Genomic DNA, 17,912 nt, shown 5'->3' with positions numbered 1-17,912 from the left:
GAGACAAGGAAGACACCCGTGAGCGACGTCCGCAACGTGATCATCATCGGCTCCGGGCCCGCGGGCTATACCGCAGCGCTCTATACCGCCCGCGCGTCCCTGAAGCCGCTCGTCTTCGAAGGCGCCGTCACCGCCGGCGGTGCGCTGATGAACACCACCGATGTGGAGAACTTCCCCGGTTTTCGCGACGGCATCATGGGTCCGGATCTGATGGACAACATGCGCGCCCAGGCGGAACGCTTCGGCGCCGAGCTGGTGCCGGACGACATCGTCTCGGTCGACCTCAGCGAGGAGATCAAGACCGTCACCGACACCGTGGGCACGGTGCACCGCGCCAAGGCGGTCATCGTCGCCACCGGCTCCCAGCACCGCAAGCTCGGTCTGCCGCGTGAGGACGAGCTGTCCGGCCGTGGCGTCTCCTGGTGCGCGACCTGCGACGGGTTCTTCTTCAAGGACCAGGACATCGCCGTTATCGGCGGCGGCGACACGGCGCTGGAAGAGGCCACCTTCCTCTCGCGCTTCGCCAAGTCCGTCACGGTCGTCCACCGCCGCGACACCCTGCGGGCGAGCAAGGCGATGCAGGAGCGCGCCTTCGCCGACCCGAAGATCAAGTTCGTGTGGGACAGCGAGGTCGCCGAGATTCACGGCGGAAACAAGCTCTCCGGTCTGACGCTGCGCAACGTCAAGACCGGCGAGAACTCGGAGCTTCCGGTCACCGGCCTCTTCATCGCGATCGGTCACGACCCGCGCACCGAGCTGTTCAAGGGCCAGCTGAACCTCGACGACGAGGGCTACCTCAAGGTCGATGCGCCCAGTACCCGGACGAACCTCGCGGGCGTCTTCGCGGCCGGCGATGTCGTCGACCACACCTACCGCCAGGCGATCACCGCTGCCGGCACGGGCTGCTCCTCCGCCCTCGACGCCGAGCGGTTCCTCGCGTCGCTCTCGGACGGCGAGGCCACGGCCGAGCCGGAGAAGACCGCGTCCGCCTGACCCGCGCACCCCAACTTTCCCACCACCCACCCAGTAAGGAGATTGCCATGGCCGGTGCCACGGTGACCGTCACGGACGACAACTTCGAAGAGGTCGTCCTCAAGAGCGACAAGCCCGTCCTCGTGGACTTCTGGGCCACCTGGTGCGGCCCGTGCCGTCAGATTGCCCCGTCCCTGGAGGCCATTGCTGCCGAGCACGACGAGATCGTCATCGCGAAGCTGAACACCGACGAGAACCCGGCGACCACCGCCAAGTACGGCGTCATGTCGATCCCGACCATGAACGTCTACAAGGACGGCGAGGTCGTCAAGACCATCGTCGGCGCCAAGCCGAAGGCCGCCATCGAGCGCGACCTCGCGGACTACCTCGCCTGAGGCACGCCGTCACGTTTCACGTGAAACAGGCCCGCTCCCTTCGTGGGGGCGGGCCTGTTTCACGTGAAACACATGGCGATGTTTCACGTGAAACATCGCGGCGGCCGTCTACAACGGTCGGAGCGCCGGCTCCTTCTGCACAGCTCCGAGCAGACGGTCCAGCGCAAGCTCCACGTCTTCCTTCCACGAGATGGTGGTCCGCAGTTCGAGCCGCAGCCGCGGAAAACGGGGATGCGGGCGGACCGTTTTGAAACCCACCGCCAGGAGATGGTCGGCAGGCAGCACACACGCCGGCTCAGTCCAGCGAGCATCGCCGAACGCCTCGATGGCTTTGAAGCCGCGCTGGATGAGATCTTTGGCCACCGTCTGAACCATCACCCGGCCCAACCCCTGTCCCTGGTATCCAGGAGCCAGCCACGCCGTCAGCAGCTGCACCGCATCCGGCGACACCGGGCTGGTGGGGAAGGCCGTGGAACGCGGGACGTAGGCCGGTGGGGCGTACATGACGAACCCCGCCGGCACATCGTCGACATAGACAACGCGCCCGCAGGATCCCCACTCCAGCAGCACCGCTGAGATCCAGGCTTCCTTCTCCAGCTCGGGACGCCCGGCCCTTACCGCGGCCTCGCCACTGACGGGGTCGAGCTCCCAGAAGACACAGGAGCGACAGCGCTTGGGGAGATCCGGAAGGTTGTCCAGCGTGAGCGGTACGAGCCGACGGCCCATGGAACCAGGTCCTCGCTTCCCTCGCCTGCCGCACCACGCAGCGCTGTCAGCGCCACCTGCTCCCTGAGCAGACCACCAACGAACCCTCCGAGGGCTGCGAGGCCGAACCCCGCCGCCAGCAGTCCGGTGCGGCTCACTGATCGCATGGCCCTCTCCTCGATATGAGGTGTCTCCATGTGGATGCGTGCCATACCCGATCGCATCGTATCCACCCTTTATGGGCGCGGGTACTGCCAGAAAGCAAAGGGCGAGCCGTGTTCCGGTATCGGTTCCGGAACACGGCTCGCCCACGAGCCTCACACGTCAGCTCACTGCTCTTCGCCACTCTCGTCGGCCGACCCGCTTCCCAGGACGGAACCCTCGCCCGGAGCAAGGGTGCCGAGGATGCGCTCCAGGTCGTCCATGGAGGCGAACTCGACGACGATCTTCCCCTTCTTCTGACCAAGATCGACCTTCACCCGGGTTTCAAAGCGGTCGGACAGCCGGGAGGCAAGACCGGTGAGCGCGGGGGACACCCGCGCCCCCGCCCGGGGCTTCTTCCCCTTGCCGGCACTCTTGGGGCCCGTCCCCATGAGCGTCACGATCTCCTCGACGGAACGGACTGACAGCCCCTCCGCCACGATCCGGCGCGCCAGGTTGTCCTGCTCCTCCGAATCCTCCACCGAGAGCAGAGCCCGAGCGTGTCCCGCCGAGAGCACACCTGCCGCAAGCCGCTTCTGCACCGACGGCGACAGCTTCAACAGCCGCAGCGTGTTGGTGACCTGCGGACGTGAACGCCCGATCCGGTCGGCCAGCTCGTCATGGGTGCACTTGAAGTCCTGCAGCAACTGGTCGTAGGCAGCGGCCTCTTCCAGCGGATTCAGCTGTGCCCGGTGCAGGTTCTCCAGCAGCGCGTCGAGCAGCAGCCGCTCGTCTTCCGTGGCCCGCACGATCGCGGGGATCTTCTCCAGACCGGCTTCCCGGCAGGCCCGCCAGCGCCGCTCGCCCATGATGAGCTCATAGCGCCCCGGCGCCGTCTGGCGGACCACCACCGGCTGAAGCAGGCCCACCTCCTTGATGGAGGTGACCAGTTCGGCGAGAGCGTCCTCGTCGAAAACTTCGCGCGGCTGCCGCGGGTTCGGTCGGATCGCGTCCAGCGGCACCTCGGCGAAGTGCGCGCCGGCCACCTCGACCGGGAGATCGCTCGTATGCTCCGCATGCGCCGGAGCCTGTGTTTCACGTGAAACACCGGGCGTGGGCAGCGAGGCCACCTTGGCGGCCGCCACTCCGCGGTCCGGAGCCAGAACCGGTACGGACGACGGTGACGTGGTTCCCCTTCCCCCCGCTGGTCCGGACTGGTCCGTGCTCTGCGGTGCGGCGGGGATCAGTGCACCGAGCCCGCGGCCCAGCCCCCTACGTCGTTCGCTCACTGAGTCCCCTCCGAGATGCTGTGCTGTGCTTGGTAGTTCACACTCAGGCCCTGCTCCCCGGGCTGTGAAGCCCCTCGCAGCGCAATCTCTCTGGCCGCTTCGAGATACGAGAGCGCGCCGCTGGAGCCGGGGTCGTAGGTGAGCACCGTCTGCCCGTAGCTGGGTGCCTCCGAGATGCGTACCGAGCGGGGGATGCTCGTGCGGAGCACCTCGTTGCCGAAGTGGGTGCGCACCTCGTCGGCGACCTGCGAGGCAAGACGGGTACGTCCGTCGTACATGGTGAGCAGGATCGTTGAGACATGGAGCTTGGGGTTGAGATGCCCCCGCACCAGTTCAACGTTCCGCAGCAGCTGCCCCAGACCTTCCAGCGCGTAGTACTCACACTGGATCGGGATCAGCACCTCGGCACCGGCGACCAATGCATTGACGGTCAGCAGGCCGAGCGAGGGCGGGCAGTCGATGAGGATGTAGTCCAGCGGTTGTTCATATGCCTTGATGGCGCGGTCCAGCCGGCTCTCGCGGGCCACCAGCGAGACCAGCTCGATCTCGGCACCGGCCAGATCGATGGTGGCGGGCGCGCAGAAGAGCCCCTCCACCTCGACCACCGGCTGCACCACGTCGGAGAGTGGCTTGCTCTCGACCAGCACGTCGTAGATGGACGGCACTTCGGCGCGATGGTCGATCCCCAGGGCCGTCGACGCATTGCCCTGCGGGTCGAGGTCGATCACCAGCACCCGGGCTCCGTGCAGCGCCAGCGACGCCGCAAGGTTCACGGTGGTGGTGGTCTTGCCGACCCCGCCCTTCTGATTGGCGACCACCATGACGCGGGTCGCTTCGGGGCGGGGCAGCCCCTCGCCTGCGCGGCCCATGGCCCCTACCGCCAGCTGCGCCGCGCGACCTACCGGTGTGTTGTCCATCAGGGGCGGCGTTTCACGTGAAACGTCGTCCCCGAACGACTCGTTGCGGGGACCGGGGACCGGATCGGTCATCGGTCCCGCGATGTTGGCGTCGGACCGCAAGGATTCACTCTCCTCGACATCAGGCTCACAATGGTGAGAGCCTGCCATGCTTTCGGTATCGCGAACCAGTGAGGTCCGTTCTCCTGTGGATGAACCCGCTTCTGTGGATACTTTCGTGACCCGTGTGGGTTTCCGGTCGTGCGGCTCGGCGGCCGCACGACCGCGGCCGATGATCCCTTGCAGCAGAGAACGACGTTTCACGTGAAACACGATGCCAGCGCCGCGTCTGATTAAGCCGCGACACTCCGTCTTGTGGCTTTATGTGGCACTTGCGGAATTCGCCCTATCCGCTATTCCGCGGACGGCTGCGCCCACCGCGGAGAAGCCGGCCAAGATTCCTCCCGCAGCACGCCCTCAGCGCCGGCGCCCCCGCGACACCCGGCTCGTACGAGCCGCCTTCGCCCGCTTCGCGGCGAAGCGCACCCCGCCGGGGCTCTCGCCCACCTCGACACGCACTACGGTCGACAGCGGATCCACCACGCCCTCACCGACATGCACGATCGACGTATCCACCACACCGAGCTTGCTCAGCGCGGCACGAGCCGCCTTGAGCTCCTCCTCGGCGGTGTCGCCCTTGAGCGCCAGCATCTCGCCGTAGGGACGCAGCAGCGGCACTCCCCACCCGGCCAGCCGGTCGAGCGGCGCGACGGCCCGTGCGGTCACCACGTGCACCTGCGGAAGCTTGCCCATGACCTCTTCCGCACGACCCCGCACGACCGTGACGTGGTCCAGCCCGAGCAGCTCGACGACCTCCTGAAGGAAGTTCGTCCGCCGCAGCAGCGGCTCCAGGAGCGTGATCTTGAGGTCCGGACGCACCAGTGCCAGCGGAATGCCGGGCAGCCCGGCCCCCGAGCCCACGTCACACACCGAGACGCCCTCGGGAACCACCTCGGAGAGCACGGCGCAGTTCAGCAGATGCCGCTCCCACAGCCGCGGCACCTCGCGCGGACCGATCAGTCCGCGCTTCACACCCGCATCGGCGAGCAGTTCGCCGTACCGCACGGCCTCCGGAAAGCGCTCGCCGAATACCTCCTGCGCCGTTTTCGGCGCGGGAGGGAGCTCCGCTGATGCCTCGGTCACGGGAACCGCCCTTCCTCTGGACTGCTTTTCCTGCCGGGAACCCGGCGCTACGACCGGGGATAACACAGAAGGCTGACAAGTTTTGGCCCCGCCTGCGAGCAGACGGGGCCAAAGAAAGACTGAGCGCGAGGCGTCAGGCCGGGAGCACAACCACGCGCCGCTGCGGCTCCTCGCCCTCGGACTCGCTCCGCAGACCGGCCGCGGCCACCGCGTCGTGCACGACCTTGCGCTCGAACGGCGTCATCGGGTCCAGCTTCACCGGCTGACCGGTGCTCTTGGCCTCCTCCGCCGCACTCGCGCCGACCTTGGCGAGCTCCTCGCGCTTCTGCGCCCGGAAGCCGGCGATGTCCAGCATCAGGCGGCTGCGGTCACCGGTCTCGCGGTGCACCGCGAGGCGCGTCAGCTCCTGCAGCGCCTCCAGCACCTCACCGTCCCGGCCCACCAGCTTCTGCAGGTCACGGCTGGTCGATTCGCCGACGATCGACACCGAGGCGCGATCCGCCTCGACATCCATGTCGATGTCACCGTCGAGGTCGGCGATGTCCAGCAGACCTTCGAGGTAGTCGGCCGCGATCTCGCCTTCCTGCTCCAGGCGGGTCAGGGTGTCGGCGCCCTTGGTGCCAGGGGTCGTGTCCGTCACGTAAGGACTCCTTCTTACTTCTTGGACGGGTGCTTGGGGCGCTGCTGGCCCTTGCGCTGCCCGGACTTGGTGTTACGGGATCCGGAGGCACCGCCCTTGCCGGGCGTACCGCCCTTCTCCTTGTCGTCCTGCGAAGCCTCGGTGTCGGACACCGACGAACTCGCCCGCGTGCGGTTCTGCGTGGAACCGCTGGGGGCGGCGGCAGTCGTGCCGGTCTGACGCTTGGCCTTCGTCTGCCGCTTGGGCTGCTGGCGGTTCTGGCGCGCCTCCTCGGCGGCCTGCTTCGCTGCGACCTCGGCGGGGCTCTCGACCAGCTTGCCCTGGGCGCGGAGCCGCTCCTGGCGCTCGGTGTACGCCTTGCTGCCCGGGGTGGGGTTGCGGCGGATGACGAACATCTGCTGGCCCATGGTCCAGACGTTGGTGGTCAGCCAGTAGACGAGAACACCGACGGGGAAGTTGATGCCGAAGACGGCGAACATGACCGGGAAGACGTACATCAGCATCTTCTGCTGCTGCATGAACGGCGTCTTCACCGTCAGGTCGACGTTCTTCGTCATCAGCTGGCGCTGGGTGTAGAACTGCGACGCCGACATCAGGACGATCATGATGATCGTGACCACGCGGACGTGGGTCATCGAAGCGCCGAGGCTCTGGATCTTCTCCGCGCTGTCCATGAACTTCGCCGCGAGCGGCGCACCGAAGATGTGCGCCTTCTGCGCGCTCGCCAGCAGCGTGGGGTCGATGAAGCCGACGGTCTTGTTCTGCGCGATGTGGCTGAGGACCTGGTACAGGGAGATGAAGAACGGAGACTGCGCCAGGATCGGAAGACAGCTCGAGAGCGGGTTGGTGCCCGACTCCTTGTAGAGCTTCATCATCTCTTCGGACTGGCGCTGCTTGTCGCTCTTGTAACGCTCCTGGATCGCCTTCATCTTCGGCTGGAGCGCCTGCATGTTCCGCGTCGACTTGATCTGCTTCACGAAGAGCGGGATCAGGCAGACACGGATCAGCACCACCAGCGAGACGATGGACAGACCCCACGCAGCTCCACTGTCCGCGTTGAAGATCAAACTGTAGAACGAGTGGAACTGGACGATGATCCAGGAAACTGCGTAATAAAGAGGACTGAGGATCGTGTCCACGAATCAGGCTCCTTGGGCGTTGGACTGAGTCTCGGGCTGGGCGACAGGCTCAGGGACGGTGGGCCCGCCCAGACGGCTCCTCAGCCGCTGATGCCAAACCGGACGCTTCCGGGGAGGGACGTGGTCGACGCCACCGAGCGACCACGGGTTGCACCGCAGAATGCGCCAGGCGGTCAGCGCAGTCCCCTTCACCGCGCCATGCCGGTCGATGGCCGTATAGCCATAGTGCGAACACGACGGGTAGTACTTGCAGACCGGGCCCAGCAGAGGGCTGATGGTCCACTGGTAGATCTTGATCAAAAGCAGCAGCGGGTACTTCACTGTGCGCTCCCTCCCGGGTCCCGTCCGGGTTTCCCGGGGCCGGCGGCGCAGCCACCGTCAGTCACCGCCCCGGTGGGATTGCGGCCTTTCGGCGCCCCTCCCAGCAGCCGCTCCAAGGCGGCGTCCAGGTCGCGGGCCAGCTGGTCGTACTCCGCCGCACCCGCACCGGGCAGGGCCCGTACGACAACCAGGCTACCGGCGGGCAGCCGGTCCAGCCGGTCGCGCACGAGATGGCGGAGCCTCCGCTTGACCTTGTTGCGGACGACCGCAACACCAACGGCCTTGCTCACGACGAAACCCGCACGCGTCGGGGGAACACGTTCCCCCGACGCGTGCGGGTCCGTTACACCGCTACGACAATGCACGACAAGGAGCGGGCGCCCGGCCCTGCGTCCCCGGCGTACCGCGGTCGCAAAGTCCTCGCGCCGCCTCAGCCGATTTTCGGTAGGCAGCACGTCATGGACCTAGGTCAGGCTGCTCAGGCGGAAAGGCGGGCGCGACCCTTGCTGCGGCGCGTCGCGAGGATCGCGCGGCCGGCACGGGTCCGCATGCGCAGACGGAAGCCGTGGGTCTTCGCGCGACGGCGGTTGTTCGGCTGGAAGGTGCGCTTGCTCACTCGGGGGCTCCAAGAAACTTGTTGTCTCTAGAGAGACAGATTTGTGGGCGTCAACTGGCTGTCACCGTGCGCCCACGAGTAGCTCGCCACGCCCGAGTGCACCGCTACACGACCACGAGAACGCGATCTTTGCCCATCGGAGGCAGGCGGCAGCAGCCATCGACAACTCGACCTGGTCACGGTACGCGGGGCCGCGCCATCCGGTCAAACCAGCTCCCGAAAGGTGCGGAGAGCCTCCGTCAGGACACACTATGCACAGCCTGTGGACAACAACTTGAATCCCCAGGCCCGCCCTGACTACCGTGGCTGAACTCCAATTCCTTCCCGCCCGTCCTGAGAATCACACATTCGTGGGACTGTGAGAGAGCGTGCCCTGTGGCTGATGTACCTGCCGATCTTGCCGCAGTGTGGCCACGTGTACTCGATCACCTCCTGCGGGCCGAGGCCGACGGCCTGAAGCCCAAGGACCAGGACTGGCTCAAGCGGACCCAGCCCCTGGCGCTGGTCGCGGACACCGCACTGCTCGCCGTACCCAACGAGTTCGCCAAGGGCGTGCTCGAAGGCCGGCTGGCGCCGCTGATCGGGGAGGCCCTCAGCCACGAGTGTGGCCGGCCGATCCGGATCGCGATCACCGTCGACGACTCCTCCGAGGAGCCCCCGGCCCAGCCGCCCGCGCCGCCGCAGCACCACGCCCAGCACCCGCCGGCCCAGCACCAGCCCGGGCAGCACGACGCGTACGACGGCTACGACGGGCGGCACGACTCCCGCCAGGGCTACGGGCACCAGGGCGACGACCTGCCCAGCGTCCGCCCCGCGTACCCCGACTACTCACAGCCCCGGCACGAGCCCGGGGCGTGGCCGCAGCACTCCCGCACCGACGCGGTCGGCCCGCGCGAGGAGTACGGCTGGCAGCAGCAGCACCTCAGCGGCTACCCCGACCGCGAGTCGTCCACGGAGCAGTGGCGCGAGCCGTACGGCGCCTCACCGCCTTCCCATCTCCAGCAGCACCAGAACGACTACCGCGCGCAGGGGCCCGACCGCGGCGGGCCACGGCCCTCGGACGGTCCGCGCTCCCCGTACGACCAGTCGCGCCGCGAGCTCCCCGAGCTTCCGCCCCTCGGTCCCGGTGGCCGGCCGGGCGGTCCCGGATCCCCGCTGCCGGCGCCCAGTGGCGCCCCCGGTCCGCTCGCCGCGCAGCCCGCACCGGCGACCGGCCCCGGCGAACCGACCGCGCGGCTGAACCCGAAGTACCTCTTCGACACCTTCGTCATCGGCGCCTCCAACCGCTTCGCGCACGCCGCGGCGGTCGCGGTCGCCGAGGCACCGGCCAAGGCGTACAACCCGCTCTTCATCTACGGGGAGTCGGGTCTGGGCAAGACCCACCTGCTGCACGCCATCGGGCACTACGCCCGCAGCCTCTATCCCGGCACCCGGGTGCGGTACGTGAGCTCCGAGGAGTTCACCAACGAGTTCATCAACTCCATCCGCGACGGCAAGGCGGACGCGTTCCGCAAGCGCTACCGGGACATGGACATCCTGCTCGTCGACGACATCCAGTTCCTGGCGAGCAAGGAGTCGACGCAGGAGGAGTTCTTCCACACCTTCAACACGCTGCACAACGCGAACAAGCAGATCGTGCTCTCCAGTGACCGGCCGCCGAAGCAGCTGGTCACCCTGGAGGACCGGCTGCGCAACCGCTTCGAGTGGGGGTTGATCACGGACGTCCAGCCGCCGGAGCTGGAGACCCGGATCGCGATCCTCCGCAAGAAGGCGGTGCAGGAGCAGCTGAACGCGCCGCCGGAGGTGCTGGAGTTCATCGCGTCCCGGATCTCGCGCAACATCCGCGAGTTGGAGGGCGCGCTGATCCGGGTCACCGCGTTCGCGTCGCTCAACCGGCAGCCGGTGGACCTGGGGCTCACCGAGATCGTGCTGAAGGACCTGATCCCCGGCGGCGAGGACTCCGCGCCGGAGATCACCGCGCCCGCGATCATGGCTTCGACCGCCGACTACTTCGGGCTGACGGTGGACGACCTGTGCGGCTCCTCGCGCAGCCGGGTGCTGGTGACGGCCCGCCAGATCGCGATGTACCTGTGCCGGGAGCTCACCGATCTCTCGCTGCCGAAGATCGGCGCGCAGTTCGGCGGCCGCGACCACACCACCGTCATGCACGCCGACCGCAAGATCCGCGCGCTGATGGCCGAGCGGCGCTCCATCTACAACCAGGTCACCGAGCTGACCAACCGCATCAAGAACGGCTGACGGGCGGCCTGCCGCCGGCCGCCACCGCCACCAGGGCGCCCCGGGATCCGCTCCCGGGGCGCCCTTCGGCGTAGGGGGCCGGCGAGGCGTCCGTGGAGGGCCTACGGCGCGTCCGCGGACCGCGCGGAGCCGTCGCGGAGCGGATTGCGGGGCGGTTCACAGGCCGGTGGTCGGGTCGTCCGCACTGTCCGCCGCCCTCCCAAACCTGTGGAGCGCGCCGGCTCTGTTCGATTCCTGGCGAGGTCACGGCCTCTCTCCACAGATTGGGCAAGAATCTTCCGTCCACAACCTGGGGAGAGGAAAGTTATCCCTGTGGGATCCACAGGCCGGTCTGCTGACGGACCATCGGACGAGGTCAACCGCGTGTGGAATTGTGGCCAACCACAATCCACAGGCTGTGGACAAAGGATTCATCCACAGGGCTGTCGAGAACTTGTCCACCGGCTGCCCACAGGTGAAGCGCCGTTGTCCCCAGTGATCCCCGGCTTCTCCACACCGCTGTCCACTGTTCGGCAACGCAACACCCGCCCTCACCGCGCCGAGTGAAAGCGGTCACACCAAGGTGGTGGGTTGGGCTGTGGGGAACGTGGGTAATCCTGGGGATGGCACTGGGGAGAAGTAGCCCAGCCCTGTGCATGGGGTGTGCAGAACTTCGCGCGGTCCACAGCCAGGCCCGCTTATCCACCGCTTCCACCCACAGGGGCAGTGGACAAAAAATCGACGCTGACCTGCGCAAAGGCAGTTGTCCACGGTTTCCACAGGGCCTACTACTACGACCACGGATATCTACCGGGGAATGCGCTTCGAATCGGGGCCTGTGCACAACTCGCCTCCGGAGCCCGCCGCCCCGGTCGAGTCGACTTGACCCCGAGCCGCACCGACTGTCGGCGGCGTGCGTCAGACTGGTCTCCGGCAACTCAGCCGACGACGAAGAGCCAGCAGGGCGAGAGCCAGCAACAGCAGGAGGCGGTTTCCGGTGAAGATCCGGGTGGAGCGCGATGTACTCGCGGAGGCAGTGGCCTGGGCGGCCAAGAGCCTCCCGGCCCGTCCGCCGGTGCCCGTCCTCGCGGGCCTGCTGCTGAAGGCGGACAACGGCACCCTGAGCCTCTCGGGCTTCGACTACGAGGTCTCGGCGCGGGTCTCGGTGGAAGCCGATGTGGAGGAAGAGGGCACCGTCCTCGTCTCCGGCCGGCTGCTCGCCGACATCTGCCGTGCGCTCCCCAACCGCCCGGTGGAGATTTCCACCGACGGTGTACGGGTGACCGTGGTCTGCGGCTCCTCCCGCTTCACCCTCCACACCCTGCCTGTGGAGGAGTACCCGTCCCTGCCGGCGATGCCCACCGCCACCGGCACCGTCTCCGCCGAGGTCTTCGCGGCCGCCGCCGCCCAGGTGGCCATCGCCGCCGGCCGCGACGACACGCTCCCGGTGCTCACCGGTGTGCGGATCGAGATCGAGGGCGACACCGTCACCCTGGCCTCCACCGACCGCTACCGCTTCGCGGTCCGCGAGTTCCTGTGGAAGCCGGAGAGCCCCGACACCTCCGCGGTCGCGCTGGTCCCGGCCAAGACGCTGCTGGACACCGCCAAGTCCCTGAGCAGCGGCGACACCGTCACTCTGGCGCTGTCCGGCTCCGGGCAGGGCGAGGGCCTGATCGGTTTCGAGGGCGCCGGCCGGCGGACCACGACCCGCCTGCTCGAGGGCGACCTGCCGAAGTACCGGACGCTCTTCCCGACCGAGTTCAACTCCGTCGCGGTGATCGAGACCGCCCCCTTCGTCGAGGCCGTCAAGCGTGTGGCGCTGGTCGCCGAGCGGAACACCCCGGTGCGGCTGAGCTTCGAGCAGGGCGTGCTGATCCTGGAGGCCGGCTCCAGCGACGATGCACAGGCTGTGGAAAGGGTCGACGCCGACCTGGACGGCGACGACATCTCGATCGCCTTCAACCCGGGCTTCCTGCTGGAGGGCCTGTCGGCCATCGACTCCCCGGTGGCGCAGCTGTCGTTCACCACGTCGACCAAGCCTGCGCTGCTCAGCGGCCGCGCGGCCAAGGACGCCGAGGCCGACGCCGCCTACAAGTACCTGATCATGCCGGTCCGCCTCTCGGGCTGACGCGACCGGACGGCTTTCGTACCGATCGGGCCCCGGCCGTGTGCCGGGGCCCTTGCGGTGACTGACTGACAGGCCCTGATGAGCGGCTGAGCCCACAGCTGTGCACGGGACCTCGGGCGTAGGCTCGGACTCGGGTACGAACAGCAACGACTATGTGCAAAGAGGGTCTGTGATGGAGCTCGGTCTCGTCGGTCTCGGCAAGATGGGCGGCAACATGCGCGAGCGCATTCGCCGCGCCGGCCACACCGTCATCGGATACGACCGCAACCCCGACCTGGCCGATGTGGACAGCCTCAAGGCGCTTGTGGACAGCCTCAAGGGTCCGCGGGTGGTCTGGGTCATGGTGCCCGCCGGCGCCGCCACCCAGTCGACGATCGACGAGCTGGCCGAGCTGCTCTCGCCCGGCGACCTCGTCGTCGACGGCGGCAACTCCCGCTGGACCGAGGACGAGAAGCACGCCGAGGAGCTGGCTGCCAAGGGCATCGGCTTCGTGGACTGCGGCGTCTCCGGCGGCGTCTGGGGCCTGGAGAACGGCTACGCGCTGATGTACGGCGGTGCCGCGGAGGACGTCGCCAAGGTGCAGCCGGTCTTCGATGCTCTCAAGCCGGAGGGCGAGTTCGGCTCCGTGCACGCCGGCAAGGTGGGCGCGGGCCACTTCGCGAAGATGGTCCACAACGGCATCGAGTACGCGATGATGCAGGCCTACGCCGAGGGCTGGGAGCTGCTGGAGAAGGTCGACTCGGTCACCGACGTGCGAGAGGTCTTCCGGTCCTGGCAGGAGGGCACGGTCATCCGTTCCTGGCTGCTGGACCTGGCGGTCAACGCCCTCGACGACGACGAGCACCTGGACAAGCTGCGGGGCTACGCCGAGGACTCCGGCGAGGGCCGCTGGACGGTCGAGGCCGCGATCGACAACGCCGTGCCGCTGCCGGCGATCACGGCGTCGCTCTTCGCGCGCTTCTCGTCCCGCCAGGACGACTCCCCGCAGATGAAGATGATCGCCGCGCTGCGCAACCAGTTCGGTGGCCACGCGGTCGAGAACAAGAAGTAAGCACAACCAGCTCAGCAGCCGGGGAGGTCGGCGCCCAGCCATGCACGTATCGCATCTGTCACTCGCCGACTTCCGCTCGTACGCCCGGGTCGAGGTCCCGCTCGACCCGGGCGTCACGGCGTTCGTGGGCCCCAACGGGCAGGGCAAGACGAATCTGGTCGAGGCGGTCGGCTACCTCGCCACGCTCGGCAGCCACCGGGTCTCCTCGGACGCGCCGCTGGTGCGGATGGGCGCGGACCGGGCGATCATCCGGGCCGCCGTCGTCCAGGGCGAACGGCAGCAGCTGGTGGAGCTGGAGCTCAATCCGGGCAAGGCCAACCGCGCCCGGATCAACAGATCGTCGCAGGTCAGACCGCGCGACGTACTGGGGATCGTCCGGACGGTGCTGTTCGCGCCCGAGGACCTGGCGCTGGTCAAGGGCGACCCTGGTGAGCGCCGGCGGTTCCTCGACGAACTGATCACTGCCCGCTCGCCGCGGATGGCGGGCGTGCGCGCGGACTACGACCGCGTCCTCAAGCAGCGCAACACCCTGCTGAAGACGGCGGCGCTGGCCCGCCGCCACGGCGGACGGCAGATGGACCTGTCGACGCTGGACGTCTGGGACCAGCATCTGGCCCGCGCCGGGGCCGAACTCCTGGCCCAGCGGCTCGACTTGATCTCCACGCTGCGGCCGCTGGCGGACAAGGCGTACGAGCAGCTGGCGCCGGGCGGTGGGCCGCTGGGTCTGGAGTACCGCGGTTCCGCGGGCGAGGCCATGGCGGCCGCCTCGAACCGCGAGGAGCTGTACGGCGTGCTGGTGGCGGCGCTGGGCGAGGCTCGCAAGAACGAGATCGAGCGCGGGGTGACCCTGGTCGGGCCGCACCGCGACGATCTGCTGCTGAAACTGGGGCAGTTGCCGGCGAAGGGCTATGCCAGCCACGGCGAGTCCTGGTCGTACGCGCTGGCGCTGCGGCTGGCGTCGTACGAGCTGCTGCGGGCCGAGGGCAACGAGCCGGTGCTCGTTCTCGACGATGTCTTCGCGGAGCTGGACGCGCGGCGCCGGGAGCGGCTGGCGGAGCTGGTGGCACCGGGTGAGCAGGTGCTGGTGACCGCGGCGGTGGACGACGATGTGCCGGGAGTGCTGGTCGGGGCGCGGTATGCGGTCTCCGGGGGCGTCGTGGAGAAGGTGGAACGGTGACCGAGCCCCAGCCGAAGCGTCCCAAGACGCCGGAGCTGTCCGGCGTGGACCTGGCCCGCCAGGCGCTGGTCGCCGCCAAGGAGCAGGCGCGCGCCCGGGGTGCGGCCGCGCAGCAGAAGAAGCAGGCCCGTCGCGGTGGGCTGCGCTCGGGCGCGCGGGCGGACGGCCGGGACCCGCTGCCGCTGGGGGCCGCGATCAACCGCCTCATCACGGAGCGCGGCTGGGAGGCCCCGGCGGCCGTCGGCGGGGTGATGGGCCGCTGGCCGCAGATGGTGGGGCCCGAGGTGGCGCAGCACTGCGAGCCGCAGCGGTACGACGAGGACGCCCGCGTCCTGACGGTGCAGTGCGACTCGACGGCCTGGGCGACGCAGCTGCGGCTGCTGGCGCCTCAGCTGGTGGCCCGCCTCAATGACGATCTGGGCCACGGCACGGTCAAGATGATCAAGGTGCTGGGGCCCGGCGGTCCCGCGCGCCGGTACGGGCAGCTGCGGGCACCGGGGAGCAAGGGCCCCGGCGACACCTACGGCTGACCGCGACCGCGCGACGGAGCATTCCGGAGAGGGGCGGTGTTTCACGTGAAACACCGCCCCTCTCGCGCTTTCTCGGCTGGTCGCAGGCTGTTTCACGTGAAACAGCGCACTCCCGTACGAACCTTGTAAACACGTGTGACGCATGAGACTCCGCTCACGGTAGCCGGCGGTTGACATGCCAAAGCGCTGAGTGCCCGCGTGGGCGTCCTGGGCCCCCTTCTCGTATATGGGGAGTCGGCGGACGTCAGTTCAGGGCGGCACATGGCGACTCAGGCGCCTGCAAACCCCCATGAGTGTCAGCGCTACCGGTAGACTGGTAGCAATCCCGCCCACTCGCGGAACAAGTCGAACGACGAGCCGCTCCCACCTGTCCTTCGCGGGGAGATCGCAACAGGTGCGGAAGGGCTCGTGCTGTGCCAGAAAGGGCGCTTCGTGGCCGACTCCGGCGACCTCAACGAGAACAACATGGCTTCTACCGAAGAGGGGGGTTCGGCCGGCGCCGTGGGCGACTCCTCGGCGGAGAAGTCGTACGACGCCAGCGCGATCACCGTCCTTGAGGGCCTGGACGCGGTTCGCAAGCGCCCCGGCATGTACATCGGCTCGACGGGCGAGCGCGGTCTGCACCACCTCGTGCAGGAGGTCGTCGACAACTCCGTCGACGAGGCGCTGGCCGGTCACGCCGACACCATCGAGGTGACGATCCTCGCCGACGGCGGTGTCCGGGTCGTCGACAACGGCCGCGGTATCCCCGTCGGCATCGTGCCGTCCGAGAACAAGCCGGCCGTCGAGGTCGTCCTGACCGTCCTGCACGCCGGCGGCAAGTTCGGCGGCGGCGGCTACGCGGTCTCCGGTGGTCTGCACGGCGTGGGCGTGTCCGTGGTGAACGCCCTGTCGACCCGGGTCGCGGTCGAGATCTGCACGGACGGCTACCGCTGGACCCAGGAGTACAAGCAGGGCGTGCCCACCGCCCCGCTGGCCAAGCACGAGGCCACCGACAAGCACGGCACCTCGGTCACGTTCTGGGCCGACGGCGAGATCTTCGAGACCACCACCTACAGCTTCGAGACGCTGTCCCGGCGCTTCCAGGAGATGGCGTTCCTCAACAAGGGGCTGACCATCTCGCTCAAGGACGAGCGCCCGGACCACGTGGACGAGGACGGCAAGCCGCTCTCGGTGCGGTACCACTACGAGGGCGGCATCGTCGACTTCGTGAAGTACCTCAACTCCCGCAAGGGCGAGCTGGTGCACCCGACGGTGGTCTCGGTGGAGGCCGAGGACAAGGAGCGGAACCTCTCCGTCGACCTCGCGATGCAGTGGAACACCCAGTACAGCGAGGGTGTCTACAGCTTCGCGAACATCATCCACACGCACGAGGGCGGTACCCACGAAGAGGGCTTCCGCGCCGCGCTGACCGGACTGATCAACCGCTACGCACGCGACAAGAAGCTGCTGCGCGAGAAGGACGACAACCTCACGGGCGAGGACATCCGCGAGGGTCTGACGGCGATCATCTCGGTCAAGCTCGCCGAGCCGCAGTTCGAGGGCCAGACCAAGACCAAGCTGGGCAACACCGAGGTGAAGACCTTCGTCCAGAAGGTCGTCCACGAGCACCTCAACGACTGGCTGGACCGCAACCCCAACGAGGCCGCGGACATCATCCGCAAGGGCATCCAGGCCGCCACCGCCCGGGTCGCGGCCCGCAAGGCGCGCGACCTGACCCGCCGCAAGGGGCTGCTGGAGACGGCGTCGCTGCCCGGCAAGCTGAGCGACTGCCAGTCCAACGACCCGACCAAGTGCGAGATCTTCATCGTCGAGGGTGACTCCGCCGGCGGCTCGGCCAAGTCCGGCCGCAACCCGGAGTACCAGGCGATCCTCCCGATCCGCGGCAAGATCCTGAACGTCGAGAAGGCCCGGGTCGACAAGATCCTGCAGAACAACGAGGTCCAGGCGCTGATCTCGGCCTTCGGCACCGGGGTCCACGAGGACTTCGACATCGAGAAGCTCCGGTACCACAAGATCATCTTGATGGCGGACGCCGACGTCGACGGTCAGCACATCAACACCCTGCTGCTGACCTTCCTGTTCCGCTTCATGCGGCCGCTGGTCGAGGCCGGGCACGTCTACCTCTCCCGCCCGCCGCTGTACAAGATCAAGTGGGGTCGGGACGACTTCGAGTACGCCTACTCCGACCCGGAGCGGGACGCGCTGATCGAGCGCGGCAAGCAGAACGGCAAGCGGACCCGCGAGGACTCCATCCAGCGGTTCAAGGGTCTCGGCGAGATGAACGCCGAGGAACTGCGCGTGACGACCATGGACGCCGACCACCGGGTGCTCGGCCAGGTCTCGCTGGACGACGCGGCCCGCGCGGACGACCTGTTCTCCGTCCTCATGGGCGAGGACGTCGAGGCGCGCCGTTCGTTCATCCAGCGCAACGCCAAGGACGTCCGCTTCCTCGACATCTGAGCCCTGTC

At 68.2% G+C, this 17,912-nt stretch carries 16 protein-coding genes and 1 pseudogene; 8 read left to right on the top strand and 9 right to left on the bottom strand.

What is annotated here, in order from left to right; translation table 11 throughout:
- Positions 1-18 precede the first annotated feature (18 nt).
- Positions 19-993, top strand: coding sequence for a thioredoxin-disulfide reductase (gene trxB, locus CG747_RS07265; RefSeq protein ID WP_100600787.1), 975 nt, complete (start codon positions 19-21; stop codon positions 991-993).
- 47 nt (positions 994-1,040) lie between these two features.
- The gene (gene trxA, locus CG747_RS07260; RefSeq protein WP_100600786.1) at positions 1,041-1,367 is read left to right on the top strand and encodes a thioredoxin; all 327 of its coding nucleotides are present in this window, start codon (positions 1,041-1,043) and stop codon (positions 1,365-1,367) included.
- 108 nt (positions 1,368-1,475) lie between these two features.
- Here the strand turns inward: trxA and CG747_RS07255 are convergent, their stop codons facing one another.
- The 9 genes and pseudogenes from CG747_RS07255 to rpmH form a co-directional block, all read right to left on the bottom strand.
- A complete protein-coding gene (locus tag CG747_RS07255) occupies positions 1,476-2,093 on the bottom strand; it encodes a GNAT family N-acetyltransferase (protein ID WP_100600785.1) in 618 nt (205 codons plus the stop codon).
- A gap of 308 nt (positions 2,094-2,401) precedes the next feature.
- Positions 2,402-3,502, bottom strand: a complete 1,101-nt coding sequence (locus tag CG747_RS07250) for a ParB/RepB/Spo0J family partition protein (protein ID WP_100600784.1) — start codon at positions 3,500-3,502, stop codon at positions 2,402-2,404.
- Positions 3,499-4,569: a ParA family protein gene (locus CG747_RS07245; RefSeq protein WP_100600783.1), complete on the bottom strand. Its 1,071-nt coding sequence runs from the start codon at positions 4,567-4,569 to the stop codon at positions 3,499-3,501. The genes CG747_RS07250 and CG747_RS07245 overlap by 4 nt, the downstream gene beginning before the upstream one ends.
- Before the next feature lie 306 nt (positions 4,570-4,875).
- A complete protein-coding gene (gene rsmG, locus CG747_RS07240; RefSeq protein ID WP_100600782.1) occupies positions 4,876-5,601 on the bottom strand; it encodes a 16S rRNA (guanine(527)-N(7))-methyltransferase RsmG in 726 nt (241 codons plus the stop codon).
- Positions 5,602-5,734: 133 nt separating this feature from the next.
- On the bottom strand, positions 5,735-6,241 hold the full coding sequence (locus CG747_RS07235; RefSeq protein ID WP_100600781.1) for a R3H domain-containing nucleic acid-binding protein: 507 nt from the start codon (positions 6,239-6,241) through the stop codon (positions 5,735-5,737).
- Positions 6,242-6,255: 14 nt separating this feature from the next.
- Complete coding sequence (yidC, locus tag CG747_RS07230; RefSeq protein ID WP_100600780.1) at positions 6,256-7,380, bottom strand: membrane protein insertase YidC; 1,125 nt, start codon at positions 7,378-7,380, stop codon at positions 6,256-6,258.
- 3 nt (positions 7,381-7,383) lie between these two features.
- Entirely contained in the window at positions 7,384-7,701 is a 318-nt protein-coding gene (gene yidD / locus CG747_RS07225; RefSeq protein WP_219621424.1) for a membrane protein insertion efficiency factor YidD, read from the bottom strand.
- 86 nt (positions 7,702-7,787) lie between these two features.
- Positions 7,788-8,156, bottom strand: a pseudogene (rnpA, locus tag CG747_RS07220) (ribonuclease P protein component); the annotation flags it as partial.
- A 23-nt stretch (positions 8,157-8,179) separates the two neighbouring features.
- Entirely contained in the window at positions 8,180-8,317 is a 138-nt protein-coding gene (rpmH, locus tag CG747_RS07215) for a 50S ribosomal protein L34 (RefSeq protein WP_003975051.1), read from the bottom strand.
- Positions 8,318-8,692: 375 nt separating this feature from the next.
- Here rpmH and dnaA point away from each other — a divergent pair, with 375 nt between their 5' ends.
- The 6 genes from dnaA (at position 8,693) to gyrB (ending at position 17,904) form a co-directional block, all read left to right on the top strand.
- Positions 8,693-10,576: a chromosomal replication initiator protein DnaA gene (gene dnaA / locus CG747_RS07210; protein ID WP_100600777.1), complete on the top strand. Its 1,884-nt coding sequence runs from the start codon at positions 8,693-8,695 to the stop codon at positions 10,574-10,576.
- Positions 10,577-11,552: 976 nt separating this feature from the next.
- Positions 11,553-12,683 carry a DNA polymerase III subunit beta gene (gene dnaN, locus CG747_RS07200; RefSeq protein ID WP_100600776.1) on the top strand — a complete coding sequence of 377 codons (1,131 nt, stop codon included), beginning with the start codon at positions 11,553-11,555 and terminating at the stop codon, positions 12,681-12,683.
- 172 nt (positions 12,684-12,855) lie between these two features.
- Entirely contained in the window at positions 12,856-13,734 is an 879-nt protein-coding gene (gene gnd / locus CG747_RS07195; RefSeq protein WP_100600775.1) for a phosphogluconate dehydrogenase (NAD(+)-dependent, decarboxylating), read from the top strand.
- A 40-nt stretch (positions 13,735-13,774) separates the two neighbouring features.
- Positions 13,775-14,911 (top strand): DNA replication/repair protein RecF, encoded by a 1,137-nt coding sequence (gene recF, locus CG747_RS07190; RefSeq protein ID WP_100600774.1) that lies wholly within the window; start codon positions 13,775-13,777, stop codon positions 14,909-14,911.
- Positions 14,908-15,441: a DUF721 domain-containing protein gene (locus CG747_RS07185; protein WP_100600773.1), complete on the top strand. Its 534-nt coding sequence runs from the start codon at positions 14,908-14,910 to the stop codon at positions 15,439-15,441. The genes recF and CG747_RS07185 overlap by 4 nt, the downstream gene beginning before the upstream one ends.
- Before the next feature lie 408 nt (positions 15,442-15,849).
- Positions 15,850-17,904 carry a DNA topoisomerase (ATP-hydrolyzing) subunit B gene (gene gyrB / locus CG747_RS07180; protein WP_100600772.1) on the top strand — a complete coding sequence of 685 codons (2,055 nt, stop codon included), beginning with the start codon at positions 15,850-15,852 and terminating at the stop codon, positions 17,902-17,904.
- Positions 17,905-17,912 lie beyond the last annotated feature (8 nt).

It is taken from the genome of Streptomyces sp. CB02959, assembly GCF_002803155.1.
Classification (GTDB): Bacteria; Actinomycetota; Actinomycetes; order Streptomycetales; family Streptomycetaceae; genus Streptomyces.
Note: the sequence above shows the minus strand (reverse complement) of the source record. Positions and strands in the feature narration are given on the sequence as shown.

Bases quoted from the DNA above. Each gene is read 5' to 3' on its own strand.
- recF (WP_100600774.1), top strand. From the start codon at position 13,775: ATGCACGTATCGCATCTGTCACTCGCCGACTTCCGCTCGTACGCCCGG.
- CG747_RS07255 (WP_100600785.1), bottom strand. From the start codon at position 2,093: ATGGGCCGTCGGCTCGTACCGCTCACGCTGGACAACCTTCCGGATCTC.
- CG747_RS07245 (WP_100600783.1), bottom strand. From the start codon at position 4,569: ATGGCAGGCTCTCACCATTGTGAGCCTGATGTCGAGGAGAGTGAATCC.
- gnd (WP_100600775.1), top strand. From the start codon at position 12,856: ATGGAGCTCGGTCTCGTCGGTCTCGGCAAGATGGGCGGCAACATGCGC.
- trxA (WP_100600786.1), top strand. From the start codon at position 1,041: ATGGCCGGTGCCACGGTGACCGTCACGGACGACAACTTCGAAGAGGTC.